We start from the raw sequence: 26,911 nt of genomic DNA, 5'->3' as shown, positions 1-26,911 counted from the left end.
GTTTTAGTAGATTAGAATGTCAGTATAGTTCCAAGAGTAAACGAGCGTGTGGACGGATAACGTTCACGGGTATCGCATCCCGGATTCAGGCCACTGGCGTTTACCTCCGGATCTACACCGCTGTAACCGGTTATTGTAAACAGATTGCTTCCTGAGAAATAAAGATTTACTCTCTTTAGATAATTATTTTTTAGATTGAATGTATAGCCTAATGTTATGTTATCGATTTTCCAATAGTCTCCTTTCTCTATATAATAACTTACATATTGTAACTCTTGCTGGCTACTTAACTTTTTGCCGTTCAGTTTAGGTCCGAAAGCCGTATTTAGCAGATTGCCTCTTGCCAGGAATATAGGGCTGTCATAAAATAATTTAGGCATATTCAATATATCAAACCCAAAAGCGCCGCGCATATTGACAGACAGATTAAAACCTTTGTAACTGAAGTTATTTATCCAACTCAAAAAATGTTTGGGTAAACCATTCCCAATAACTTTTTTATCATCAGGTTGCTGTTCCAATATAGGTTTAGGATTACCGTCTTTATCTTCAATAACCCAGCGTCCGTCTTCATCAATATCTACTACTTTGAATCCGTAAAAATCTCCAACTCCTCCGCCAACATACAAACGATGGGTACTCTGTTGGATTGGTTCGCCGGTATTCCCTTCATCCAGAAAACCTGATTTTAATTGAAAACGATCATTGGAAAGAGACAACAATTTGTTCTTATTGGTAGAATAATTGATAGTGCTTCCCCATGTAAATTCTTTTGTTTGTACAGGAATGAAATTCAGGCTGATCTCAAGCCCTTTGTTTTCCATTGTTCCTGCATTTGCGATGATGTTTTCGTATAAATAAGGAGGTTGGGCAACCTGGTATTGCCATAACATATCTTTTGTTTTACGCTGATATAAATCGATGCTACCACTGATACGTTCTTCCAGGAAACCGAAATCGATACCTACGTTCCATTCTTCTTTCTTTTCCCAACGGAGATCGGGATTTGAGTTGGAGGATGGTTTGATAGTCGGTATCCATCCGTCTGCTGTATAAAAATTATCACCTGTTGCCAATTTGCTTAATGATAAATAAGGTTCGGTAGGGATTGTTCCGGTAACACCGAATCCGGCACGTAACTTTAATGTGCTTAATATATTCTTTGTGCTTTCCATGAATCCTTCATTGAATAGATTCCAACCTGCAGAGAAAGCAGGGAAATTACCCCATTTGTGATCTGCTCCGAACTTGGAAGAGCCTTCGTGGCGGATGCTTGCAGATAATAGATATTTATTATCAAAATTATAATTTACGCGGGCAAAGAATCCGATAAGCGTGCTTTCTTGTTTTTGAGTAAGTTGTGTCGCTTCACCTCTCTTCAAAGCGGCACCGGAGCCCATATCATTATAAGTATATTGATCAGATGGAAAATCCCAGTTAGTCATGGCAGACCTTTCAAATATGTCATTCTGGTATGAATAACCAACTAATCCTGTTACATCGTGTAGCCCGAATTGTTCTTTGTATTGGGAGGTCACTTCAAGTAAATTCTCTCTTTTGTAAATACTTTTCTTTGAAGCATAACCATTTTTGCTGTCTCTGATCGTGGAAAGATGTTTCTTTGTTTCCGCGTAACCCTGGGTTTCATTGAATGATGTACGGGAACCTAATACCCTGATGAACCATTGCCGGATAGGGGTAAGCGTTACCGTTCCGAATGTCCGCAATTGCGTGTTTTTCGCTTCGCCGCTACTTTCTTCTATAAGAGCAAGAGGATTGGCATATTCATGTATTTCGGTATGTTCAATCCAATTACCGTTGTCATCTTTTGGACGTTCTGTCGGATTGTTGATTAAAGCATTCCGATATATTTCACCTTTGAAACTGGACTTATAAGTACCGTTTTCTGCATTATCTTTTTCTCCCAACATACGGTACTTCTGTTCACGTCCCATGATGTTTAAGTTGAATTTCAATAAGCCATTCCACATGCTGTGGTTAACTTCCAGACGTGAAGTTAATACATCGTTGTTCGATTCTTTTATAATACCTTGTGCCGACTTATAATTAATATTCGCAATATAATTGGTATTTCGCGTACCACCTTTTAAGCTGGCATTTGTAACCCAGGATACAGGAGTACGTGTAATTTCGTCCAGCCAATCGGTGTCATATCCAAAGTCGTTTGCCCCTGCAACGCCCTGACTTACAAGTTCGCGATATTCGCCGGCGCTCATCATATTCAGCTTTTTCTTTACTTGCTGGGTCGTAACATAGGCTTGTATATCTATAGATAGAGGGGTTTCTCCCTTGGCTTTTTTAGTAGTGATAAAGATAACGCCATTGTTACCACGCGTACCGTAGATAGCTGCTGCCGAACCATCTTTTACCACATCGATACTTTCTATGTCTTCGGTGGCAACTGTAGTAAGATCACCGGGAACACCATCAATAATAACAAGAGGTGAAGTGCTGGACCTCAAAGTTCCTACACCACGTAACATAATTTGTGTGGAAGCAGTTGGATCTCCATTGGGTAATACTACTCCCAGGCCGGCTACTTTACCTTGTAATAATTGGGCGGCATCCTGTACGGCTCCTTTAACGAACGATTCGCTTTTAATACTGGCAATGGAGGAGGTCAATTCGCCTTTTTTCTGTGTACCGTAACCAACTACTACAACTTCGTCCAATACCTGATTGTCGCTTTTTAGCTGAATGTTGTAGCTGTTTTGATTATTAATGGCAACTTCTTGCGTTAGATAACCAATATAGGAAATTTGTAATATGCTTCCTGAGTTTGGGACTTCCAGAGTAAATTTCCCGTCAAGATCCGTAATCGTTCCGTGATCGGTGCCTTTAATAATTACATTAGCTCCAATAACCGTCTCTCCGCGATCATCTATTATTGTTCCTGTAATTGTCCTTTGAGACTGTTGTGCAACCGACGCTTCACGGCGCATTAACATAATATTGTTTCCCTCCATTGCATATACGACATCTGTTTTGTCGAAAATATCCGACAGAACTTCTGCAACTGTGCGGTTGGATGCCGTAACAGAGGTTTTACGGTGCAGATCCACTTCTTTACTGTTATAGATAAACAGATAATCCGTTTGCTTTTCTATTTCTTCCAGAACTTTCCGGGTGTCTACGTTTCGCACTTGTATGTTGACTCGCATCGTTTGGGAATTGACGGATGCAAACATGCCGGCGGTAAACATAAATAGCGATATTAAAGTTAACTTCATCCTTCTAATTGTTTTGTGTTGTGTTTTTTCAGGGCACAAGAATCTCTTATTCCAATTTTTTTTCATACTTTTGTTTTCTAATGATGTTAGCACTTGTAATTTTCGTAATAATTCATTAGGGTGCTGACTTTGACGCGGGGTGTGTGTGAATATACCCCGTGTTTTTGCACCACGATAATCAGGTTACATTCTTCATAGGCTTGTCTGAATTAAGATTAACAATGTGATTCGATTTATTTTATTGTAATTAGATTACGTTGGTCATCTTTTTCGTATGTAAATTTATGTTTGAGTTGAAGTACTTTTAGCACATGTTCGATACCGTCTTTTATACGGAATTTACCGGAATAACGATATTGAAGAAGCGGAGCCCGTTCTACCTTTATGGTTACATCATAGTAGAGTTGCATCTTTTCGATCAGATTTTCGATCGTTTCGTTTTCAAAGCAGAACAATCCGTCCTTCCATTTGAAATAATTATAATCAGGAATATGCTGTTTTGTTAGCTTTCCGTTGGTGAGCTGAGCAATTTCATTTGGTCGCAACCGCAAGTTTTTTGTCATATCCGGAGATGATATTTCGACAGCCCCCTTTAATAATGAAGTCTCAAACATATTACTTCTGTTGTATGCTTTCACATTGAATTCGGTTCCTAAAACATGTATGGCATATTTTCCTGTTTGGACTGTAAATGGGGCTTTTTTGTTATGCTGAACCGTGAAATATCCTTCTCCATCCAATTCTACGTTTCGTGCATTGGCTGTAAAATGATTCGGGAATCTAAATGTAGAATGGGAGTTAAGCCATACTTTTGTTCCATCGGCAAGAGTAAGCTCAACACGCTGGCCGGCCGGTACATAGACAGTCTGCATTTCCGGTAAAATCGTATCCTGGTTGAATAATTGCTTGGTTACCATAAAACAGATGATAAGAATGGCTGCGATTTTGGCAAATTCTATGGCAATGCGATATAGATTAAATTTGTGTGCAGGTTTCTTGGTCTGGTTGTGGTCTTTTGTTACATTCCATAAAGAAATATCATATAGTTTGCGGGTAGCCATATATTGGCGCATATTTTCCGGGGATTGCTCGATCCATAACATCACGGACCTTTTCTCATCTTCGGTTGCTTCGCCTTTGATATATCGTAGTAAAAGTTCTTCCATGTAGTATTATATATTATGTGATTTATATAAATAACGATACATGGAAAGATATCCCTAGTAGAAAAGTAATATTATTATAAAAAAAACATCCCGATCATTTTTAAAAAACATCCCGATGATTTGAAAAAATGATCGGGATGTTTTTTAAATGATTAAGGATCGATATGGATCTTTAGTTTATGTTCAATTGTTTCCAAATCCAATTACTCCATTCCTCTGCTTGCTCGTCATACCAGAAGTGTCCGTCCTGCGGATAAATATGTAATTCTTTAGGCGAAGTTATCGTATTATAAGCTGCTTGCATGGAGGTAGGAGGACATGTTTCATCGTTATACCCCCAACTAAACCATCCCGGGACGGTGAGGAATTTGGCAAAGTTTACGACATCATAATATTTGCAGACATTTTTAACCGCTTCCTTAACTTCTGTAGACTGACTAAGATAATGCGGCCATCCTCCGGCTCTTTTTTCCAGATAAGCCAGATGATCGCACATACCCGGCATCAAGGGAGCGTAAAAAGTTACACGTTTGTCTAATGCAGCAGTGATAACACTTAGGGCGCCTCCCTGGCTTGACCCGGCAACTCCTAATGTTTTATTATCAAATTGCTCAAGACTGCATAAAAAGTCTACAGCCCGTATGCAGCCGGCTATCACGCGGTTGTAGTAGAAAGCGTCACGGTCGGTATTGTTGATTTGCCAATAGTTTTTTAATGCACCGTTGAAAAGGTTGTTGTAAAAAGATTGCGTCATGGTGACCGGAATACCGTGAATACCGATTTCCAGCGTTATGGCACCCTGTGAAGCGGTGTAAACATCGCCGTTGTAGGGGCGGATGCCTGCTCCGGGCACACGTAATAGTGCAGGATATTTACCTTCTTTCTTCGGTATGCAAAGAATGCCGTAGGTGCGTGATCCGGGACGGACGTTCTGGAAACTGACGTGATATACATTTACTTTGTCGGTACAACGTTCGGGCAGTAAAACCATTGTCGGGTTAAGTTCTGTCTGACGGGCTTTATCCAAAGTCGAATCCCAATACGTCTTGAAGTCTTTAGGCATGTCCGTAACCGGTTTTATTTTTTCGGGAGCATAACCTACTGTGGCAAGGCCGGAATAATCTCTTCCATTTACATGGGCTGTTACTTTGCAACGAAGGAATCCGGGAACAGACATGCGCCCTTTCACCTCCAACTTGCCGTTTTTGAGCGGTTGATTTGTCTTTTTCTCTGCCGGATATTCGATTGGCCCCAACTCATAGTCGACTGTCACACCTTTCAGCTCGTTCTGAGCCTTGAATACACGGATAGTGAATGTGCATGGTTCGTTTTCGGTATACAGGCAATCCGCCTTGTCGGGCGAAACCATCACGGTAATCTCTTTGCTTTGTGCCTGTGCTGTTACGATAGAACAGAAAATTAAAATAAATAAACTAAGCGTACGTTTAACATACGCTTTTTTCTCAAGTAGTGTTTTTCTCATGATACAGATAAATAATTTATTAATAAAGCTATGTTGCAAACTTACAGAAAAAAACTGAAAATGCCATTTTCGCCAAATATCAATTTTTTATATATGTCTAATAATTAGACAGTATTGTAAAATTATTGGACACTCCGGCTTTATTCCTGTATTTGTAATTGTTTGATGAATATATTGTTGTCTGTTTTGGCACGTTTTTTGCGATTTTATAACCGTTCTTCTCTTATGAATAAATAAACCGCATAGTGCTAACTAAATTAGAAAATTATGAAATCTATATTCAGAAACTTATACAACGTTTTTCAGAGATCTAAGAGAGCTATGATTATAAATATTTTAGGGTTGTCTGTTGCATTTGCAGCTTTCCTTATAATTCTGATGCAAGTTTATTTTGACCGGAGTTTTGACGCGTTTCATAAGGATGCCAAACGGATTTACCGTATTGAGTTAGGTATACAGGGCAATAAATTTGCGCTTGTATCGAGACCTATCTCCGAATTTATTTCCAAATCACCACAAATTGAAACGTTTGCCCTTATAACGTCGAGTGCTGCAAGTACCTCTTATACCGTTATCTGTAATAATGTCAAGAACCGTTATAATGAGCTGGCTCAAAGGGTGACACCTTCATTTACGGATGTTTTTCATTTTGATATTTTAGAAGGTACAGATAAAGTCTTGGCTCTTCCTAGCCAAGTTCTTATACCTGCGAGTTTGGCAAAGAAATTTTTTGGAGATGAATCTGCTGTTGGAAAACAGCTTGAAGAACTGTCTGGCTCTGTTATAGTTGGAGGGGTTTATAAAGATTTCCCTAAGAATTCGTCTATCCGGAATGTAATATACGGAGCTATTCCTGACAATGAATCAGGTGGATGGGGAGACTTGAGGTATAATGCTTATGTAAAAGTAATACCGACGGGCAATATAGCCCAAGAAAGAATAAGATTAGAGAAAGAACTGTCCAAGACATTAAAAGAAAATGAGCCGGGCATGCCCGAAACCAAACTCTACCTTACGCCGCTTAGAGATTTACATAACATCACGGATGTAATGTATGACAATACTCCTAAATCGAATAGACAGACGGCTACGATATTACTGACCATTGCATTTGCAATTATTATTGTTGCAGGAATTAATTTTATGAATATGAGCATGGCTCTGATCCCTAAACGGATGAAGTCAATAAATATACATAAAGTACTAGGAGGTACAAACTCGTCTATAAGAGTGAACTATATTTTTGAATCGATAATTGTAAGTTCACTTTCGTTTTTGATTGGATTGGTGTTCGTCTTTTTGGTTTCAAAAACGTCTGTAACCTCTTTGTTGGATGCAAATATTAATTTTTGGATGTATCCGGGATTGGTTGTTACTGCTATGATTATAGCTCTATTAATAGGTGTTTTATCTGGGCTGTATCCTTCTTTCTATATAACTTCATTCCAGCCGGCATTGGTGCTTAAAGGTGCTTTCGGAATGACAATAGAAGCAAAGAACCTGCGCAGACTTCTTATCGGAATACAATTTATAACGGCTTTTGTGCTAATAATATCTTCATGGTTTATGTATCTGCAAAATGGCTGCTTGCGTAATGCCGATGTAGGTTACGATAAGGATCAGATAATACTATCGGGTATTAATCAAAGTATTATTAACAGTAAAAATGCGTTTACAAACCAGTTGAAATCATTTGCCGGAATAGAGGATGTAGCCTATGCCGCTAGTGCATTGTCGACTGAAGACAATTATAACGCCTGGAGTACAGAATTTGACGGAGAGAAAATAATGTTTCAATGGATACCGGTGGATCCTTCATTTTTGAGCGTTATGAATATTCAAATTTCAGAAGGCCGTGGTTTTAGGGAGGACGACAAGAAATCGGGTAAATATATTTTTAATGAGAAGGCTAAAAAAGAATTTGGATTGACATTGAACACGCTTGTAGATAGTGTAGAAATAATCGGGTTCATTCCAGATATACAATATACGACTTTCCGTACGACATCGGCTCCGATGGCTTTTTATGTGCCGTCCAATCACAAAGACTTTGCAAGTTATGCCTATATAAAAGTAAAGGCTGGCAGTAATATGAAATCGGCCATGCAGCATGTACAATCGGTGGTTCATGGTTTTGAAAACGGAGACCCGTTGCAAATACGTTTTTATGATGATATATTTAATCAGGTTTATGAGAAAGAACAAAATTTGACATTACTCATTTCACTTTTCAGTATAATTGCTATTATTATATCAATTACTGGAGTTTTAGGTCTTGTGTTTTTTGAAAATGAATACCGCCAAAAAGAGATAGGCATTCGCAAGGTATTAGGCTCCGGTGAAATGGAGATATTAGTATTGTTTAATAAAACCTATTTGACAATTTTAATCGTATGTTTTGCGATAGCATGTGCTATAGCTCATTATTTTATTGCTAAATGGCTGGAGAATTTTTCCTTGCAGACACCTCTTTATTGGTGGGTATTTTTTGTCAGTGGATTATTCGTTGTGGTAATTACTGTAACGATTGTTAGTTGGCAGAGTTGGAAAACTGCAACAAGTAACCCGTTGGATGCTATAGTGAGATAATTTTCTCTTTTCCTACATTACCTAATGCAATTTAATAATTACATTTGCGGTTAAACTATATGATATAAAATGAGACGTATTTTCCTGATAGGCTATATGGGAGCCGGCAAAACAACGATAGGGAAGGATTTATCCAAACGGTTGGGGCTTTCATTTATAGATTTGGATTGTTATATAGAGGGCCGTTATCTTAAAACGGTGGGACAGCTTTTTGCCGAAAAAGGAGAAGATGCTTTTCGTAAGATTGAACGTAATATGCTTCAGGAGGTATCCATGTTTGAAGATGTATTGATTTCTACCGGAGGAGGTACGCCTTGTTTTTTTGAAAATATGGAATTTATGAATCGAAACGGTAAAACCGTTTATTTGCGTGTTTCTGTGGATGAATTGGTAAAACGTTTAGAACTTTGTAAACATACCCGCCCGGTTCTGAAAGGTCATTCAGGAAAAGAATTGAAAGATTTTGTTGCAGAGAGTTTGAGTAAAAGAAGTCCGTTTTATGAACAGGCGTCTGTCGTTTTTGACGCCGAAGTTATGTTGACGGATTCGGATGTGCAAACCATATCTGCGGCTTTGGAAAAGATATTATAGTATTGTTATGGAAACGACAGGTTGTGGGCAGATTCAGGGGGCTTATATTCCTCAGGAGTTACTGAAGGAAATAAGTAAAATTGGTAATCGTTTGCTGATAGGTATTCCCCGTGAACGCAATAAGGATGAAAGACGTTTGATCCTTACACCGGAAGCAGTAGACATGCTGACAGGATGCGGACATCGTGTCTTGGTAGAAAGTGGTGCCGGATTAGGAATTAATTATTCTGATAATCATTTTTCCGAAGCAGGGGCAGAAATCGTTTCTACGGCAGCCGAAGTGTTTCAGGCCGATATTATATTAAAAGTGTTACCGCCACTGGAAGCAGAAGTTGCATTGATGCGTCCGCGAACTACCTTGTTTTCGATGATTCAGTTGAATCTGTTTACTCAGGAAGCCTACGAGCTGATGATGGCAAAACGCATTAATGCGATAGCTTACGAACTGATAGCGGATGATCATAAAAAATATCCGGTATTGAACGTGATTTCCGAAATAGAAGGAACGGCATCTATAACCATTGCCTCCGAATTATTAAGTAACGTACAAGGGGGAAAAGGCATTCTGCTTGGAGGTATCCCCGGTGTTTCTCCTACTGAAGTTGTTATTGTGGGGGCTGGTAATGCGGGAACGGTAGCTGCGCGGGCTGCTTTAGCTTTGGGAGCCTCCGTGAAAGTATTTGATGATGATATAAATAAACTGCGGACTATCCAGCAAGTTTTGGGGCAAGGACTTTTTACTTCTACTTTTCACCCGAATGTATTACAAAATGCTTTTCGTAGTGCCGATGTTGTGATAGGAGCAATGCGATATATAAATACCCGCCACCGTTATGTAATTGCGGAAGAACTGGTCCGTACAATGAAAAAAGGAGCTTTGGTAATAGATTTGCGGATTAATCAGGGTGGCTGTTTTGAAACAACCTGTTGCTTATCTCCGGAGGAGCCGACTGTTTTTGAACAATATGGCGTATTGCACTATTGTAAGCCGAATATCAGTAACCGTGTAGCACGAACAGCATCAATGGCTTTCAGTAATATATTTGTTCCTTTACTCCTTTTTTATGGCGACGCAGGGTCGATTCAGGGATTGATAAAGGCGGATAGCGGTTTCAGGTCGGGAGTCTATATGTATTGTGGAAAACCAGTCAACAGTTATGTCTCTAATCATTTTAATTTATCCTCTAATAGTTTGGATTTATACCTCTCGGCGTTTTAAGTAATAAAAGTTTTGTACTCGTAAAGTTTATGCTTTACTTTGCAGTGCAGGGTCTTAAATTAATAAGCGATTAAGCTAATATATAATATTATGGCAGAACAGACAAAAGTTACAACTCTGGAAAAGGTTGTAGTGCGTTTCTCGGGAGATTCCGGAGACGGCATGCAGTTAACCGGAACAATCTTTTCAAATCTGTCGGCTATTTTCGGGAATGAAATATCTACATTTCCGGACTACCCGGCCGAGGTACGTGCTCCACAAGGCACACTAAGTGGCGTATCAGGATTTCAGGTACATTTGGGATCACGTAAAATTTTTACACCAGGTGATAAGGCTGACGTACTGGTTGCAATGAATCCGGCAGCATTAAAAGTAAATGTGAAGCATTTAAAGCCGAATGCAATTGTCATTATTGATACCGATTCATTCCAGAAAAATGATCTGGATAAGGCTTTGTTTACAACAGATGATCCGTTTGCCGAATTGGGTTTGAATAGCGTACAGGTGGTTGCTGCTCCTATATCTACAATGGTAAAGGAAGGGCTGGTTGAGTTTGGTCTGGATAATAAATCAGCCCTTCGTTGCAAAAATATGTTTGCCCTTGGGTTGGTATGTTGGTTGTTTGAGCGTCCTTTGGATGAAGCTATGCATATGTTGCAGAATAAGTTTGCCAAGAAGCCGGATATTGCTAAAGCTAATATTAAGGTTTTGACGGACGGGTATAATTATGGTCATAATATACATGCTTCTGTTTCAACGTATCGTATTGAAGGTAAAAAAGCAACTCCCGGGTTTTATACGGATGTGAATGGTAATAAAGCAACTTCTTACGGACTGATTGCTGCTGCAGAAAAGGCAGGTTTGCAGTTATTCCTGGGTAGTTATCCTATTACTCCGGCTACAGATATTTTACATGAGTTGTCAAAACGTAAGGATTTAGGAGTTATTACCGTACAGGCAGAGGATGAAATTGCGGGTATTTGTACTTCTATCGGGGCCAGTTTTGCAGGTTGTCTTGCTGCAACATCAACTTCAGGCCCGGGTTTGGCCTTAAAAAGTGAAGCGATCGGTTTGGCTGTAATAGCGGAACTTCCTTTAGTTATTGTTGATGTTCAACGTGGTGGCCCTTCAACTGGTATGCCTACCAAGAGTGAGCAAACTGATTTAATGCAGGCTTTGTACGGACGTAATGGTGAAAGCCCGTTAGTCGTTATTGCTGCTTCTACTCCTTGTGATTGTTTTGATGCTGCGTTTTGGGCTAGTAAGTTGGCTGTTGAGCACATGACTCCTGTTATTTTATTGACAGATGCCTTTATTGCTAACGGATCTTCTGCATGGAAATTACCTGATCTGGATAAGTATCCGGAAATTAAGCCGAACTATGTTTCCAATTATAATGATGAAAAAGTATGGAAAGCTTATAGGCGTGACAAAGACAGTTTTGTTCGTTATTGGGCTGTTCCGGGTACAGAAGGATTTGCTCATCGTTTAGGTGGCCTGGAAAAGGATTATGAAACGAGTGCTATTTCTACTGATCCGGCTAACCATCAGAAGATGGTTTCTACCCGTCAGGCCAAGATAGATAAGATTGCCGATTATATACCCGAATTGGATGTTGTTGGTGATAAGGATGCTGAATTGCTGATTGTTGGATGGGGAGGAACGTATGGACACCTGTATGAAACTATGGAAACAATGCAAGAAAATGGCAAGAAAGTTGCTTTTGCACACTTTAAGTTTATTAGCCCGTTGCCAAAGAATACGGCAGAGGTTCTTTCTAAATACAAAAAGGTTGTTGTTGCTGAACAGAATAATGGGCAGTTTGCAAATTACTTACGTAGCAAAATATCAGGATTTAATCCGTATAAATTCAACCGTGTAAAAGGACAACCTTTTGTTGTTTCACGATTAGTTGAGGAATTTACTAAAATAATGGAGGCTTAAAAAGATGGCAACAGAAGAAGTAAAATTTCAACCGAAAGATTATAAAAGCGATCAGTATGTACGTTGGTGCCCGGGTTGTGGAGACCATGCAGTATTGAATTGTTTGCATAAAGCGATGGCCGAAGTTGGAGTAGCTCCTCACAATATGGCCGTAATTTCTGGTATTGGGTGTTCTTCACGCTTACCTTATTATATGAATACTTATGGTTTTCATACGATACATGGCCGTGGTGCTGCTATTGCTACGGGTGTAAAGACAGCACGCCCCGATTTGAATGTATGGCTGATAACTGGTGATGGAGACTGTCTGGCTATTGGCGGTAACCATTTTATTCATGCCGTACGTCGTAATGTGGATATTAATATTGTGCTTTTCAATAATAAAATTTATGGTCTGACAAAAGGACAATATTCTCCAACGTCAGATAGAGGATTTGTTTCTAAAAGTTCTCCTTATGGAACTGTAGAAGACCCTTTTGTTCCGGCAGAGTTGGCTTTAGGAGCCCGTGGTAATTTCTTTGCCCGTGCTATAGATGTTGATTTGAAGAATACCACTGAAATCCTGGCAGCTTCGGCTCGCCATAAGGGAACATCGGTAACCGAAGTGTTAGTGAATTGCGTCATTTTCAATGATGCTATTCATAAAGGTATCGTTGATAAGGAATATCGTGCAGAACGTACTATTTTTCTTCGTCATGGAGAGAAAATGTTGTTTGGTAAGGATAGCCAGAAAGGTATCGTATTGGAAGGTTTAAAGCTGAAAGCTGTAACAGTAGGAGAAGATGGTTATACAATAGATGATGTTCTTGTACATGATGCTCATGAAAAAGACAATACACTTCACATGATGCTTGCAATGATGGGAGATGATATGCCGGTAGCCTTGGGTGTGATCCGTGATGTGGATGCTCCTACATATGATGAAGCAGTTCATCAGCAGATAGAAGAAGTACAGGCCAAAAAACCGATTCGTAAGTTGCATGACCTGCTTATGAGTGGTGAAGTCTGGGAAATTAAGTAGCAAAATGAGGTGAATTGTAATCTCCACTGAGCAAATGGAATACATGTTTTGTTAAATGCATAGAAAAGAGTCATTATTACTGAAAAATTTCCTTAATAGGGTTCGGACTATAAAAAAATGTATTACTTTTGTACCGCGGTTAACAAGGGAAACTTAAAAACAGCAAGGTTAGAGTATAAGTATATTAAAACCGCTTTACTTACTGAGTGAGATAAAAATTATATAAGTCAATTATTTAAATTAATTCAAGATGGCTAATTTAGATTTAAGCAAGTACGGAATTACAGGTGTTACAGAGATTGTACACAATCCGTCTTATGATGTTCTGTTCGCTGAAGAAACAAAACCAGGTTTGCAAGGTTTTGAAAAAGGTCAGGTAAGTGACATGGGCGCTGTAAACGTTATGACAGGCGTTTATACAGGTCGTTCTCCTAAAGATAAATTTTTCGTAATGGACGAAACCAGCAAGAATACTGTATGGTGGACTTCTGACGAATACAAAAATGATAACAAGCCGGTAGATGAAAAATGCTGGAAAGCTTGTAAGGAATTAGCAACTAAAGAACTTTCTAACAAAAGATTGTTCGTTGTTGATGCATTCTGCGGTGCTAACGAAAATTCTCGTTTGAAACTGCGTTTCATCATGGAAGTTGCATGGCAAGCTCATTTCGTAACAAACATGTTCATCCGTCCTACAGCTGAAGAACTGAAGAACTTCGGTGAACCGGATTTCGTTATTATGAACGCTTCTAAAGCAAAAGTTGAAAATTACAAAGAACTTGGCTTGAACTCTGAAACTGCTGTTGTATTCAACCTGACTGAAAAGATCCAGGTTATCCTGAATACTTGGTACGGTGGTGAAATGAAGAAAGGTATGTTCTCTTATATGAACTATCTGTTACCGTTGCAGGGTATGGCTTCTATGCACTGTTCTGCTAACACAGACAAAGAAGGCAAGAGTTCTGCTATCTTCTTCGGTTTGTCAGGTACAGGTAAGACTACATTATCTACAGATCCGAAACGTTTGTTGATTGGTGATGACGAACACGGATGGGATGATGAAGGTGTATTCAACTTCGAAGGTGGTTGCTATGCTAAGGTTATCAATCTTGATAAAGATAGCGAACCGGATATCTGGAATGCTATCAAACGCGACGCTTTGTTGGAAAACTGTACTCTTGATGCTGAAGGTCATATTAACTTCGCAGATAAGAGCGTAACAGAAAATACTCGTGTTTCTTATCCTATTTATCATATTGAAAACATTGTTAAGCCGGTTTCTAAAGGACCTCACGCTAAACAAGTTATCTTCTTGTCTGCAGATGCATTTGGTGTATTGCCTCCTGTATCTATCCTGACTCCGGAACAGACTCAGTATTACTTCTTGTCTGGTTTCACAGCTAAATTGGCTGGTACAGAACGCGGTATTACTGAACCTACTCCTACTTTCTCTGCTTGTTTCGGTGCTGCATTCTTATCATTGCACCCAACAAAATATGGTGAAGAGTTGGTTAAGAAAATGCAGAAAACCGGTGCTAAGGCATATTTGGTAAATACAGGTTGGAATGGTACTGGTAAGCGTATTTCTATCAAGGATACAAGAGGTATCATCGATGCTATCCTTGATGGTTCTATTGATAAAGCTCCTACAAAGGTTATCCCTTATTTCGACTTTGTTGTTCCGACAGCTCTTCCAGGTGTTGATCCGAATATCCTTGATCCTCGCGATACATATGCAAGCCCTGCACAATGGGATGAAAAAGCTAAAGATTTGGCTACCCGTTTCCAGAAAAACTTTGCTAAGTTTACTGGCAACGCAACAGGTAAGGCTTTGGTTGCTGCTGGTCCTAAGTTATAATTGGTTAAAATTCGTTGGTAATTTTTACTTACGATTAGAAATATTTGAATTAAAAAGCTCAGAATATTACATTCTGGGCTTTTTTTTGTTATATATGAGTTAATTTTATTAGAATTGTGAAGTTGTTTTAAAAATATATTCATATCTTTACCCCAAATTATCTGTTATTACAGGGAAAGAAGGTATAATGATTAAAAAACTAATATATTTTGTCGGAATTTTGTTGTTTTTGTCATCATGTGGCAGGAATGATACTTACCAGATAGAGGGTAAACTTATAAATCTGGAAGACCAGACAATATATGCCGTTTTTGAAGGAGGTGATTATAAGGTTGTTGATACCGTAACTTGCGAAAAGCCAGGCGTTTTTGTAATTGAACAGGCACAAAATGATTTTAATTGTGTAACTGTGTTTTTTGAAAATAAAACCCGGTGGATTACTGCATATCTGGAGCCGGGAGAAAAAGTAACAATATCGGGAGATGCGCAATATCCTTTGTTGCTGCAAGTAAAAGGCGGACGTATTAATGATAAATTATCAGCTATGCGTAGAGGTATAGCACCTTTGCTAAAAGAATTTACCGATCTGAATCGTATATTAAACGAAAAGAAATACAATAGTGCGATAGAAGAAGCCGATGTAGCTTCACGTTTGGCAAATGTAAATTTGCAATTGTCGGAGCACGCTATGGAATATATTAAGGAAAATCCCGATGAAGAAGCATCTATTGTATTGATTCAGTTATTTTTTAATGATGCCGAAGATACACGTAAAACAGATGAATTATTAGCTTTGCTAGATCCGAAGATAAAGAGTTTTTATCTTGTGCGTGAGTTGGAACAAGCCAGTGCCCGTGCAAAACGGACAGCTATTGGAGCCGAAGCACCCGGATTTACAGTAAAAAATATATATGGGAATTCGGTTAGCCTTGATTCGTTTTCTCAGAAATATGTATTGTTGGCTTTTACTGCTCCTTGGTGTGACATGTGCCAAACAGAAGACCTTTATCTGGACAAGGTAGCAACTGAATATCCAAAAGAAAAACTAGATATTTTATTAATCAGCCTGGACGATAATCAAAAAGGCGTTCGCGATGTATTAAAGAAAGATAGCATTGACTGGAATCTGGTAACCGATTCAGCCGGACAAGCCACAATGCTTATCGATTTATATAATGTGAATGCTTTACCCCGTTGTTTTTTAATAGATGAAGAAGGTAAGATCCTTTTGAAGACGGATAATGGGGCGGAAATAAAACAGACGTTGGAAAATCTGATTGAAAGATAAGAAGTCCGACTATAACTTATAAATCTTAACTATGTTAGTAAAATCCTATGCTGCTGCCTTGCAGGGTATCTCAGCTACTGTTGTCACTATTGAAGTAAATTGTACGAAAGGAATCCAGTTCTTTTTGGTAGGGTTGCCGGATGTTGCTGTTCGTGAAAGCCATGAACGGATAATATCAGCATTACAGGTAAGCGGTTATAAATTTCCCCGAAATCGAATTGTTATAAATATGGCTCCAGCGGATATCCGGAAAGAAGGTTCGGCTTATGACCTTCCTTTGGCCGTAGGGATATTGGCTGCAGCAGAAGAACTGGATGTCTCTCTGCTTGATAAATTCCTGCTGATGGGTGAGCTGTCATTGGATGGAAGCCTTTTACCTATAAAAGGAGCTTTATCTATAGCAATTAAAGCCAGGGAATCGGGTTTTAAAGGTTTTATCCTTCCGAAGCAGAATGCTCGTGAAGCTGCTGTTGTAAATGATCTGGATGTGTATGGTGCAACTAATATTAAAGAGGTTATCGAGTTTATGAATGGTAACCAGACAATGCAACCAACAATTGTAGATACCCAGAAAGAGTTTTATGAGCAGCAGGACTTTTTTGATTATGATTTTTCGGATGTTCGCGGCCAGGAGAATGTAAAAAGAGCGTTAGAAGTTGCTGCAGCCGGCGGCCATAATTTAATAATGGTAGGGCCACCGGGAAGCGGCAAATCTATGTTGGCAAAACGTTTACCATCAATTTTGCCTCCTTTTACATTACGGGAATCACTTGAAACAACTAAGATACACTCGGTTGCAGGTAAGATAAGTGGTGATACATCTCTTATGGTTCAACGTCCGTTCCGTTCTCCGCATCATACAATTTCTACGGTAGCAATGGTTGGCGGCGGAAGCTTTCCTCAACCCGGAGAAATTAGCCTGGCACAAAATGGAATCCTTTTCCTTGATGAACTGCCGGAATTCAATCGTGGTGTTCTTGAAGTCATGCGCCAGCCGCTTGAAGATCGTAAGATAAGTATTTCCAGAGCACGTTTTACTGTCGATTATCCGGCTAGCTTTATGTTAATAGCCTCGATGAATCCATGCCCTTGTGGTTATTATAATCATCCTGAACGTCCCTGCTTGTGTACTCCCGGAGCTGTGCAAAAGTATATGAACCGTATTTCCGGCCCATTACTTGACCGTATAGATATACAGATTGAAATAGTTCCGGTTCCTTTTGAAAAGATATCGGAGCAACGCCCTTCCGAGTCCAGTGCGTTGGTTCGTGATCGTGTAGTGAAGGCTCGTGCAATTCAACAACAACGTTTTGTTGACTGCAATGATATTTATTGTAATGCACAGATGACTACCCGGTTGCTCCACAAATACGCTGTCCCTGACGAAACGGGTTTATTGCTTTTGAAAAATGCTATGCAGCGCCTTCATCTTTCTGCACGGGCATACGATCGTATATTAAAAGTATCCCGTACCATTGCCGATTTGGATGGTTCTTCCGATATACATTCTTTCCATTTAGCTGAGGCTATTAATTATCGTAATCTGGATAGGGAAAATTGGGGTACGTAACTCTCCTTAGCTATTTCTGTATTCCTGAGGCCCCATGCCTACATTTCTCTTAAAATATTTGCCGAAAAAAGACATATTTGTGAAGTTTAGTGAATATGCAATATCGTGAATAGTTAAATCTGTTGATTTTAATTGGGTTTTTGCATCCATAATTACCATTTGAGTAATGATTTCGATACAAGTTTTGCCAGTTACCTGTTTTACAATGGTGCTGAGGTGGGCGGGAGTGATGCCAAGCCGCTTGGCATACCACGCAACATTACGTTGCGTGGTGTAATTTTGCATAACGAGTTGTCCGAAGTCTTTACTTATTTGTTCGGCTTTGGATAGATTTGTTTTGTTTGGAACCTTGTCTTTATATATTGCTCCAACACATAATAATATGCCTGATAGAAGATGGCTTAATATATCTTTGCTTAATTGAAAATTAGCATAAGTCTTGATCAATAGTTTAAAATAGTCTTCTATTAGATAAGCTGATTCTTCCTTTAGAGGTATAATAGGAGTTTCTTTTATTGAATATATGGCATCTAATGCTGGTTTTGTGATATTGGTATTGTTGATGAAATCAGAAGAAAACCCTATAAAATAGATACGTAAATCACCTTTTATGGTATGTATCTGGAAAATAGAACCTGGTAGAATTGTGATGAAACAGCATGGTTTTACCTGGAAACGGGTCAGATTAATAGATACTTCTATCTCCCCCTGCATGCATAATACAAAAATCTGGGCTTTTAACCGGCAAGGAAAATCAGTATAAAGACTCAGGATTTCTTTAGTGACATTTGTTCCTATTACCCAGTCATGCGGCAGATCTATTTTAGGTATATCGTTTTCCATTCTATGATATATTTCTGTATGTGCAAAGATAAAATGATTTTAGAAGTTGTCTGAAAATTAGGTTTTAATTTTACAATAGTTGCTTAAACAACGGATTGTTGTATAAGAAAAAAGTCGTGGGCAGGTAAGTTTTAAAATCATCGGGATGTTTTTGAGAAATCATCGAGGTGATTTTATAAAAACATCCCGATGAATCTTTAATGAGGCTCAAGCAGGTTTGGTTTCTTGTATAAGGTTTATTTCTGAAAAATAGGACACGAACGAAATGGCACTAATTCCTTTTTGTGCAAAATCAGCATGTTAAAATATTGCCATTTATATAATTTCTAAAAAAAAGAACATATAATCGAATAAATAGACCTTGTTAAGTTTATGCAGTTGTCGTTTCTTTGCGTCGGTTTATTAATAGGTGAAGAAGGGCATTATTTTATTTTTTGTTTGTGTTTTATTGAGGCTGAATTAAGTAATTATTTACTATATAATGAAAAAAAGTAAATTAGCACATAGCCTGTTGGAGACTATGTTGTATTCTTTCAGCATGCTGATCGTTGCAGCATGCCTTTTCTCGTGTGATACGGATGATCATAATGGAAGTAAACAATCTGGCCTTTTGCGGCTCAACTTGGTAGCTGATACTACGTCTTTGAAAAAAGGGGTGGATAGTTCAACAAGAACAATTTCTACGAAAGATGAATTTGCTCAATTTTTGATTACTTCCGATTATAAAATCCGCATTGTGCAAGGTAAAGATACTGTCCAGGCTTTTAAGCGCTACGATGAAATGCCTTCCGAAATGAGATTGCAGGAAGGTGCTTATACTCTTGTTGCTTATAAAGGAGACGATTTGCCTGCCGCTTTTGAGAATCCTTATTTTGAAGGCAATACCGATTTTACGGTTAAAGCCGATATGAGTACCCCTATAGATGTTACTTGTACATTAAGTAATGCGCGGGTAACAGTAGATTATACGGAAGACTTTAAAAAAGTATTTACAGACTGTACGGCATCACTTAAGACATCAGCCAAAAATGCTGTAAGTATTGAAATAGCGCAAAACGAAACACGTCCGGCTTATTTGCAGGTTGCAAAAGATGGTACGGCATTGAGTATTACGCTTCGTTTGAAAAAGGTGGGCGAAGCAAAAGAAATAACTTATCCGGTTCCGGCAGCTGTTCCTTTGGAGCGTCGTCAGAACGTTCGTTTGATCTTTAAGACGGACGGGACGGAAAGTGGCTTAGGATTGGATATTCAGATTGATGATGAATTGGTGAAGCAAGATATTTGGGAAACAATACCAGACTTTATGTTACCCGAAGAAACAAAGTGATAGTAAAAAGACGACGATATGAAATCTATAGTTTATTCTATATTTATAATAGCAGTAGGTTTGTGTACAATCAGTTGTAGCAAACAAGATGACGGAATGCAACATTTTGATAAGGGAACAGGTGGTTTCAGACTAAAAGCTCCTGCAATGGAAAATAGTAACGATATTCCGATTATTTATACTCGTTCCGGGGATATCGTGTTCGATATGCAGCCCGAAACATTTCCTGTGTCTATTTGTAATAAAGAAGATCAGGCTGTAGTGAAATCTTTTGAATCTTTCACTGCATTAATTGAAGCGGGGACTCCACTCGTATTGCCAATTGGAGATTATATAGTAAAGTCCTGTTCTTTTATTCCTGCTTCTAATGAAAAAGTTTCGGAAAAACCTTATTTTGAAGGAACAAAAGATTTTACCATTGAAGAAGGTGAAGTGTTGAATACTTCTGTATTATGTAAGTTTAAAAGCGTGGGAGTGGAACTGCGTCTTTCTGATCGTTTCAAAGCGCTACTTGCCTCAGAACCTGTAAACTATGATTATAAGGTTACTGTTTCAAACGATCTGGCAACCTGGAGTTTTGATAAAAAGAATATGGTTACCGGTTATTTTTTGGATGGATGTAGCCGTTTAACAGTAAAAGTGGTTGTAAAGATGGCCGGATTAACATATCCGGAACGTACCTGGTATTTTAAGAATGGAGAAAATGCTCCTCAACCAGGTGAATATTACATTATAACACTGGATGCCGGAAAGAGTGAATTAAAAATGTCTTCGTGTAAACTTTAATAATTAGGACAGATGAAAGCAGTTAATAAAGTTTCGTTTTTGATTTTAGTCGTATTGGTGTCTGTCCTTTCTTCTTGCGAAATGAAGAAGGATTTATTTGGGGAAATAGACAAATCTACGGACAATAAACTACCTGCAGAAAAAGCCGGAATGTTGGATTTGGAACTGAAACCGAATAAAGAAGCGGATATACCGGAATCGAAGGGTGGTGTATCGGGTTCGGATGTGGTTGTGATAGATGTTAATGATTTTACCGTAGATATTTTGGACAGCATCGGGCAGGTATATAAGCATTATGAAAGTTATGCCGATCTAAAAACGGAAGGCGGTTTATTGCTCCCTGTCGGTACTTATTCAGTCAGAGCTACGTTGGGAGAGGATGTAAATGCAGGATTTGATGCCCCGTTTTATTCCGGTACAAATAAATGCGAGATAACACCAAAAGAAGTTGCAAAGGTTATTACGGATTGTGTATTAAGTAATAAGAAAGTTGTTTTTCGTTGTTCGGATGAATTTCTTAAAAATTTTGATGATGATTATTCAATTGTTGTGGATAATGGAAACGGCGCGCTTACTACTTTCAAAGATGAGAAACGTGCAAGTTATCTGAAAAATACGGGGACATTGCAGTTTACTATCTACACTACTACCCGTAATGGAAAGAAAGACCAGGTATATAATATCGATCTTTCTAAAGAGACAGAAGTACAGGAACATAATAATATATTGGTTGATCTTGGAATAGTGGAAGAGAATCCTGATGATCCTGATGGCCCCGGAGGAGATACAGATGAACCTGCTGATCCGGGAGATGATGACAGACCCGACCAGCCGGTAGAAGCTCCGACTATTAAAGTGGATATTTCTTTAATAGAAAAGGATTATGTAATTGAAATTCCTTCTACGGTGATGCCTGGCGGCGATGACTCAAACAAACCTACTGATCCTTCGTCCAAACCTTCTATTGCTGCTACATTGGATGGAAAGGCGTTCAATATTGCGACTACGCAGGATGTGACAAATTCTTCAAAAGTAGTAATACAGCTGACAGCGCCCGGCGGATTGAAAACTTTGATGGTTAAAGCCGGGATAATGATTGATGGCGAAATGAATATGATGGATCTGGACATATTTAACCTCGATCCTGCAATTGCTGGTATTCTGGAAGGAATGGAATTGCCTAAAAAAGGTGTGACAGCCATGCAGGAGTTTGAAATATCTGCTTTTATGACCATGCTGGGTGAAGGGGAAAATACTTTCGAAGTGATTATGACTGATAATAATGATACCCAGGGTGGAGGTAAAATTACTTTAAATAAGAAATTATGAGGATAAAAGAATATATACTATATAGCTTGCTTTTGCTAGTTGTATCTTTTACGGCATGTAACGACGATCGAGGGAGTGTGGCTCCTGTAGGGACATTGCGCCTGAGTGTTGATAAGAATGATCAGGTCTTTACAAAGACTGCTGTTACGAATGAACTTTTGAAAGTTTGTATTATCAATGCTGCAGGAGATACCGTAAAGTCTTATAACGATTATGTAAAAGAGGTACAGAATGAGGAACTGATATTGCCTGTAGGTACATACACGGTATCGGTTGCCTCCAACCAGTCTGAAGATGCCGGTTGGGAAACACCTTTTTATGCAGGAAAAGAAACGGTTGAGGTGAAGTCCGGTGAAATAACAAGTGCTACGATTATTTGTAAAATAGCAAATATAAAGGTGACAGTTGTTTATTCTAAAGAGTTGATGGATAATTTTGTGAACTGCGAAACGACGGTTAGTAATAATAGCGGTTCGTTGCTTTATACACGTGATGAATATCGTTCCGGTTATTTTATGCCGGAAAAATTGACAGCCAGTTTGGCTTTGACTAATAATAATGGGAAACAATATACTATCAAACGGGTATTCGCAGACATCAAGCCTCGTTATCATTATACAATTAATTTTACAACGGGAGACGGCAATAAACCGGATAAACCGGAAGGTGGCGGCGAATTTGGGATTGAAGTGGATGATAACGCCAAAATAGTAACTTGTAATATCGTAATAGATGAGACCAGCTTGTCGGGTAAAGGTGTACCTGTTCTTAAACTCTCCGATTCTTTTAAAGATAACCAACTTTCTATAAAAGTAGGCGAAGCTGTACCTTCTTCTTCATTAGATATTACATCGCTTGTTGGAATAGAAATGTTGACGGTAAAAGCAGAGTCCGATTTATTTAAAGATGGAATGGAAATGTTTGATCTGATGAAGCTGGATGTGATGACTAAGGCTAAATTAGAGACTTTAGGCTTCCCTTTGTTGGCTGAAGAACAGGATGTAAAGAGTATTACATTGAATTTTGATAAGTTGGCAGGAACATTTTTGCAAGATATTGCCACTTCAAAAGCAAAGAAATTGCATAAATTCACGGTGTATGCAATGGATGCTTTACATCAGGAAATGGAGATAAGGTTTACGTATGAGGCTAAACCTGATGTGGCAATTTATGTAGAAGATCCAAATTGCTGGAGTACATTTGCTGTTTTGAAAGGTTTTTGTGAAGATAAAACCAGCTATTTTAAATTGCAGCTTGGAAACGGAAATACGGTTGATGTGAAAGATTGTAAATGGGATTCGGAAGGAAATATGACGGCTTTGGTGATTGGTTTAAAACCGGATGTTGCTTATAAATATTGGCTGACATCGGATGAAAATCCGGATATTACTTGCGACCCGACGGAGTTTACGTTGAGTACGCCTACTGAAGTGCCGAATATAGGGTTTGATAGTTGGGGAACACACAAAGGATATTTGGATGCGCCTTTAGTTGGGGGAACGAAAGAATACATTTCTCCAAATGATGAAAATTACTTTTGGGAGTCTGGAAACTTAGGAGCAATCGCAGGCAGTGCAGTTCTAACAAATGAAACTGCAGTAGTTGCATTGTCTTCTTCAAAAAAAGCGGCTCAACTAACTTCTACTTGGGCCGGTGTTGCATCTTTTGGAGCTTATGCAGCAGGAAGTATTTATTCTGGTTATCCTAAAGCTGTTTCTGATAAAGGTGCAGAATTGGTATACGGTAGGGCATATCAAGGATTCCCTACAAAGTTACGGGGATATTATAAATATGAACCGAAAGAAATTGGGGAATATGTGGATGATCGGTGCCCTGTTAAGGATTTGAAGGGAAAAATGGATCAGGGGATTATCTATATTGCTTTAGTTCCTAAAACATTTGATGTTGTTTCCAAAACAAGTGGAACTATAGTCTCTTTCAATAAAGAGAGTGCAAAAGCTTTTGCTTATGGAGAATATATAATCACAGAGACTAAAAATGATACAGGAAAAGAAGTGGAGGGTATTTTAGGAGGTTATGTACCTTTTGAAATCACATTGAATTATGATAATGCTGTTCCTCCTACAGGACAATTTTGTATAGTTATTGTGGCAACCTCCAGCCGTTATGGGGATTATTTTACAGGAGCTAAGGGAAGTAGCCTATATATTGATGAGTTTAGTCTCGATTATGATTATGACGAGAAGGCTTTTTCTCAAACGGGGCTAAAAGACTTGAAACCGGTAAAGATTAATGAATAAACAAAATATGAGAGGATTTCTATTCCTTATTGTACTTTTAGCATGTTCCGCTTCATTGTCTGTGCAGGCAAAAGGTAATAAATATGATCGTGGAATCGTAATGAAAACGTTTATACCGAAAGGTCAATGGATGGTAGGTGCTACATTTTCGTATTCCGAACATGTAGACGATAACTTTGAGTTTTTGTCTGTACTAAAAGATATAAACAGTACCGGATATTCATTTAAGGTCACTCCGTTGGTGAGTTACTTTATCCGCGATAATATTAGTATCGGAGGACGTTTTGCTTATTCTCGCTCATTCACTAAATTGGATAACATAAAATTAGCCTTAGGCGATGATCTGAGTTTTGAAGTTAAGGATTATAATAGTGTAGGGAATACTTATTCGGCAGCAGTGTTTTTGCGTACGTATCTGAACCTGGGAGACAGCAAACGGTTTGGCTTGTTTAATGAAGCCCGTGTAAGTTATGGTTTTTCAGAGAGCAATGGCTCTACCGGAACAGGGGTGGATTTGACCGGAATGTATGAACTGAAGCATAACCTGAATATTGGTGTGGCTCCTGGTATTACTTGTTTTGTGAACGATTTTACAGCTGTAGAAGCTTCAATTAATGTGGCTGGTCTTAACTTTAATTGGTATGACCAAACGCGTGACCAGGTTATTCAGGGTAAACGAAGTTCCAGTTCTGCTAATTTTAAAATCAATCTGTTGTCTATCGATTTGGGTATTGTCTTTTATCTTTAGTGTGTTATGAGAGGGAGTGCTATTCTATATTGTTGTTTGTTGCTTTTACCTTTTACAGGATGTATCAAGAATGACTATCCGTTGCCTACGGTTAAGGCAGAGATACTTGAATTAGTTATAGAAGGTGCTCAATCTGTGAAGATTGACGATGCCACAAACACCGTTACTGTCAAGGTGGCGGATACGTTGGATCTAAAAGATATGACGATAAAGAAACTGCTGGTAACAGATAAAGTAACAGTCATTCCGGACGAAAAGGCATGTAAAGACTTTGTGAACTTCCCGGATACGGGCTTTACCTCATTGGACTATTTGCCAAGCTCGGCTAATACGCATATGGATTTCAGAAAGCCGGTTTCGTTCATACTCCGTTTATATCAGGATTATGAATGGAAAGTAAATGTAACACATGCGATTGATCGTAAAATCAGAGTAAAAAATCAGATAGGAAAGGCCTTGGTAGATGAAAATACAAAGAATGTTATTATTTATGTGGATAAAGAATCACAGCCTTCTTTCCGCAATGTAGAAATAGAGGAGTTGCAGTTGGGTAGTTCGATTGCCGAAACAGTACCGGAACCTCAGTCTGTAACAGACTTTACGCGCCCTCGTGTTTTCCTTGTATCTGTATTTGGAGAAACGGAACAATGGACGGTTAGTGTAAAATATCCTTCAGGAGATATAGAGACAACCGAAGTTTCGGCATGGGCGAAAAGAACCTATTTTAGCGGTACAACTAAGAGAGGTGAGGTAGATTTGAAATATCGCGTGAAAGGCGAGGAAGAATGGGAGTATATGTTGTCTGGTGACTTAACGGTAGATGGCGAAACTTTCCTTGCTGTTATAACACATTTGCATCCAGGAACTACCTATGAATATATACTGACAATAGACGGTAGCGCTGAAGAAATGCAGGAGTTTACTACGGAGAAGATGGAAGAAGTTCCTAATATGGGCTTTGATAACTGGATCAGTGCAAATGGAACAGTATATCCCAACCTGGATCTGGAATCCAATTATTTCTGGGATTCGGGCAATGGAGGTGCTAAAACAGCCGGGAAGATACCTACGGAAGAAGAAAAACGCAATGTTGTAAAAGGGTCGGCAGCTAATTTACATTCGGAGTATGCAATGGTGGCATTTGCTGCAGGCAATATTTATACAGGTAAGTTTGTTAAAGCGATTGTCGATTTGGCGAACCCGGGAGCTGAACTCGATTTTGGCCGTCCGTATGTAGGCCGTCCTTCCGGAATGCGAGGATATTATAGTTATCGTCCGGGTACTATCGATTATGCCCAGGGGGCATATGCCGATATGATGGGACAAAAAGATTCTTGCCATATTTATATCGCTTTGTTCGATTGGACACAACCTTTTCGTGTGAATACACAAAAGTCGTTATTTGTTGATTTAAGCTGGAGTAATGAATCTATGATTGCTTTTGGAGAGTTTAAGACCGGTGCAACGAATACGGATTACAGTACATTTAAAATAAACATGAAGTACCGGGATTATTTTACTAAACCGACTTATATATTGATTGTTGCCAGTGCCAGTAAATATGGAGATTATTTTACGGGTAGTACGAAGAGTGTATTGTTGTTGGATGAGTTTGAGTTGGTGTTTGAATAAGGGAA

Annotated in this window: 18 protein-coding genes; 14 read left to right on the top strand and 4 right to left on the bottom strand. The window is 38.8% G+C overall.

The window, feature by feature from the left end; translation table 11 throughout:
• Positions 1 to 11 precede the first annotated feature (11 nt).
• The 3 genes from CTY47_RS10480 to CTY47_RS10470 form a co-directional block, all read right to left on the bottom strand.
• The gene (locus CTY47_RS10480) at positions 12 to 3,251 is read right to left on the bottom strand and encodes a TonB-dependent receptor (protein WP_099464692.1); all 3,240 of its coding nucleotides are present in this window, start codon (positions 3,249 to 3,251) and stop codon (positions 12 to 14) included.
• Between the two features lie 233 nt (positions 3,252 to 3,484).
• The gene (locus CTY47_RS10475; RefSeq protein ID WP_099464691.1) at positions 3,485 to 4,417 is read right to left on the bottom strand and encodes a FecR family protein; all 933 of its coding nucleotides are present in this window, start codon (positions 4,415 to 4,417) and stop codon (positions 3,485 to 3,487) included.
• Positions 4,418 to 4,589: 172 nt separating this feature from the next.
• Positions 4,590 to 5,900 (bottom strand): acetylxylan esterase, encoded by a 1,311-nt coding sequence (locus CTY47_RS10470; RefSeq protein ID WP_099464690.1) that lies wholly within the window; start codon positions 5,898 to 5,900, stop codon positions 4,590 to 4,592.
• A 321-nt stretch (positions 5,901 to 6,221) separates the two neighbouring features.
• Between CTY47_RS10470 and CTY47_RS10465 the strand changes: the two genes are divergently transcribed.
• The 8 genes from CTY47_RS10465 (at position 6,222) to CTY47_RS10430 (ending at position 17,980) form a co-directional block, all read left to right on the top strand.
• The gene (locus CTY47_RS10465; protein WP_158228528.1) at positions 6,222 to 8,489 is read left to right on the top strand and encodes an ABC transporter permease; all 2,268 of its coding nucleotides are present in this window, start codon (positions 6,222 to 6,224) and stop codon (positions 8,487 to 8,489) included.
• Positions 8,490 to 8,558: 69 nt separating this feature from the next.
• On the top strand, positions 8,559 to 9,080 hold the full coding sequence (locus CTY47_RS10460; RefSeq protein WP_099464688.1) for a shikimate kinase: 522 nt from the start codon (positions 8,559 to 8,561) through the stop codon (positions 9,078 to 9,080).
• 7 nt (positions 9,081 to 9,087) lie between these two features.
• A complete protein-coding gene (locus CTY47_RS10455) occupies positions 9,088 to 10,299 on the top strand; it encodes an alanine dehydrogenase (protein ID WP_099464687.1) in 1,212 nt (403 codons plus the stop codon).
• A gap of 90 nt (positions 10,300 to 10,389) precedes the next feature.
• Positions 10,390 to 12,243 (top strand): 2-oxoacid:acceptor oxidoreductase subunit alpha, encoded by a 1,854-nt coding sequence (locus CTY47_RS10450; protein ID WP_099464686.1) that lies wholly within the window; start codon positions 10,390 to 10,392, stop codon positions 12,241 to 12,243.
• A gap of 4 nt (positions 12,244 to 12,247) precedes the next feature.
• Entirely contained in the window at positions 12,248 to 13,264 is a 1,017-nt protein-coding gene (locus tag CTY47_RS10445; RefSeq protein ID WP_099464685.1) for a 2-oxoacid:ferredoxin oxidoreductase subunit beta, read from the top strand.
• A 250-nt stretch (positions 13,265 to 13,514) separates the two neighbouring features.
• Positions 13,515 to 15,122: a phosphoenolpyruvate carboxykinase (ATP) gene (pckA, locus tag CTY47_RS10440; RefSeq protein ID WP_099464684.1), complete on the top strand. Its 1,608-nt coding sequence runs from the start codon at positions 13,515 to 13,517 to the stop codon at positions 15,120 to 15,122.
• 187 nt (positions 15,123 to 15,309) lie between these two features.
• On the top strand, positions 15,310 to 16,410 hold the full coding sequence (locus CTY47_RS10435) for a TlpA disulfide reductase family protein (protein WP_099464683.1): 1,101 nt from the start codon (positions 15,310 to 15,312) through the stop codon (positions 16,408 to 16,410).
• Positions 16,411 to 16,441: 31 nt separating this feature from the next.
• Positions 16,442 to 17,980: a YifB family Mg chelatase-like AAA ATPase gene (locus CTY47_RS10430; protein ID WP_099464682.1), complete on the top strand. Its 1,539-nt coding sequence runs from the start codon at positions 16,442 to 16,444 to the stop codon at positions 17,978 to 17,980.
• Between the two features lie 6 nt (positions 17,981 to 17,986).
• Here CTY47_RS10430 and CTY47_RS10425 read toward each other — a convergent pair whose 3' ends face one another.
• Positions 17,987 to 18,823, bottom strand: a complete 837-nt coding sequence (locus CTY47_RS10425) for a helix-turn-helix domain-containing protein (RefSeq protein WP_099464681.1) — start codon at positions 18,821 to 18,823, stop codon at positions 17,987 to 17,989.
• A 481-nt stretch (positions 18,824 to 19,304) separates the two neighbouring features.
• Here CTY47_RS10425 and CTY47_RS10420 point away from each other — a divergent pair, with 481 nt between their 5' ends.
• Genes CTY47_RS10420 through CTY47_RS10395 form a run of 6 tightly spaced genes read left to right on the top strand, consistent with a single transcriptional unit; the run spans position 19,305 to position 26,906 of the window.
• On the top strand, positions 19,305 to 20,150 hold the full coding sequence (locus CTY47_RS10420; RefSeq protein WP_233202146.1) for a DUF4493 domain-containing protein: 846 nt from the start codon (positions 19,305 to 19,307) through the stop codon (positions 20,148 to 20,150).
• A gap of 18 nt (positions 20,151 to 20,168) precedes the next feature.
• Positions 20,169 to 20,936, top strand: coding sequence for a DUF4493 domain-containing protein (locus CTY47_RS10415; RefSeq protein WP_099464680.1), 768 nt, complete (start codon positions 20,169 to 20,171; stop codon positions 20,934 to 20,936).
• Positions 20,937 to 20,948: 12 nt separating this feature from the next.
• Positions 20,949 to 22,265, top strand: coding sequence for a DUF4493 domain-containing protein (locus CTY47_RS10410; RefSeq protein ID WP_099464679.1), 1,317 nt, complete (start codon positions 20,949 to 20,951; stop codon positions 22,263 to 22,265).
• Positions 22,262 to 24,526: a DUF4493 domain-containing protein gene (locus CTY47_RS10405; protein WP_099464678.1), complete on the top strand. Its 2,265-nt coding sequence runs from the start codon at positions 22,262 to 22,264 to the stop codon at positions 24,524 to 24,526. The genes CTY47_RS10410 and CTY47_RS10405 overlap by 4 nt, the downstream gene beginning before the upstream one ends.
• On the top strand, positions 24,519 to 25,274 hold the full coding sequence (locus CTY47_RS10400) for an autotransporter outer membrane beta-barrel domain-containing protein (RefSeq protein ID WP_233202145.1): 756 nt from the start codon (positions 24,519 to 24,521) through the stop codon (positions 25,272 to 25,274). The genes CTY47_RS10405 and CTY47_RS10400 overlap by 8 nt, the downstream gene beginning before the upstream one ends.
• A 6-nt stretch (positions 25,275 to 25,280) precedes the next feature.
• Positions 25,281 to 26,906, top strand: a complete 1,626-nt coding sequence (locus CTY47_RS10395) for a PCMD domain-containing protein (protein ID WP_099464677.1) — start codon at positions 25,281 to 25,283, stop codon at positions 26,904 to 26,906.
• Positions 26,907 to 26,911: the final 5 nt, after the last annotated feature.

Origin of the sequence: Parabacteroides provencensis (assembly GCF_900232875.1) — a bacterium.
In the GTDB taxonomy this organism is placed as follows: domain Bacteria; phylum Bacteroidota; class Bacteroidia; order Bacteroidales; family Tannerellaceae; genus Parabacteroides; species Parabacteroides chinchillae.
Note: the sequence above shows the minus strand (reverse complement) of the source record. Positions and strands in the feature narration are given on the sequence as shown.

Bases quoted from the DNA above. Each gene is read 5' to 3' on its own strand.
- CTY47_RS10475 (WP_099464691.1), bottom strand. From the start codon at position 4,417: ATGGAAGAACTTTTACTACGATATATCAAAGGCGAAGCAACCGAAGAT.
- CTY47_RS10400 (WP_233202145.1), top strand. From the start codon at position 24,519: ATGAATAAACAAAATATGAGAGGATTTCTATTCCTTATTGTACTTTTA.
- CTY47_RS10455 (WP_099464687.1), top strand. From the start codon at position 9,088: ATGGAAACGACAGGTTGTGGGCAGATTCAGGGGGCTTATATTCCTCAG.
- CTY47_RS10405 (WP_099464678.1), top strand. From the start codon at position 22,262: ATGAGGATAAAAGAATATATACTATATAGCTTGCTTTTGCTAGTTGTA.
- CTY47_RS10410 (WP_099464679.1), top strand. From the start codon at position 20,949: ATGAAAGCAGTTAATAAAGTTTCGTTTTTGATTTTAGTCGTATTGGTG.
- CTY47_RS10430 (WP_099464682.1), top strand. From the start codon at position 16,442: ATGTTAGTAAAATCCTATGCTGCTGCCTTGCAGGGTATCTCAGCTACT.
- CTY47_RS10435 (WP_099464683.1), top strand. From the start codon at position 15,310: ATGATTAAAAAACTAATATATTTTGTCGGAATTTTGTTGTTTTTGTCA.
- CTY47_RS10450 (WP_099464686.1), top strand. From the start codon at position 10,390: ATGGCAGAACAGACAAAAGTTACAACTCTGGAAAAGGTTGTAGTGCGT.
- CTY47_RS10425 (WP_099464681.1), bottom strand. From the start codon at position 18,823: ATGGAAAACGATATACCTAAAATAGATCTGCCGCATGACTGGGTAATA.
- CTY47_RS10460 (WP_099464688.1), top strand. From the start codon at position 8,559: ATGAGACGTATTTTCCTGATAGGCTATATGGGAGCCGGCAAAACAACG.
- pckA (WP_099464684.1), top strand. From the start codon at position 13,515: ATGGCTAATTTAGATTTAAGCAAGTACGGAATTACAGGTGTTACAGAG.
- CTY47_RS10415 (WP_099464680.1), top strand. From the start codon at position 20,169: ATGAAATCTATAGTTTATTCTATATTTATAATAGCAGTAGGTTTGTGT.
- CTY47_RS10470 (WP_099464690.1), bottom strand. From the start codon at position 5,900: ATGAGAAAAACACTACTTGAGAAAAAAGCGTATGTTAAACGTACGCTT.
- CTY47_RS10445 (WP_099464685.1), top strand. From the start codon at position 12,248: ATGGCAACAGAAGAAGTAAAATTTCAACCGAAAGATTATAAAAGCGAT.
- CTY47_RS10420 (WP_233202146.1), top strand. From the start codon at position 19,305: ATGAAAAAAAGTAAATTAGCACATAGCCTGTTGGAGACTATGTTGTAT.
- CTY47_RS10480 (WP_099464692.1), bottom strand. From the start codon at position 3,251: ATGAAGTTAACTTTAATATCGCTATTTATGTTTACCGCCGGCATGTTT.
- CTY47_RS10395 (WP_099464677.1), top strand. From the start codon at position 25,281: ATGAGAGGGAGTGCTATTCTATATTGTTGTTTGTTGCTTTTACCTTTT.
- CTY47_RS10465 (WP_158228528.1), top strand. From the start codon at position 6,222: ATGATTATAAATATTTTAGGGTTGTCTGTTGCATTTGCAGCTTTCCTT.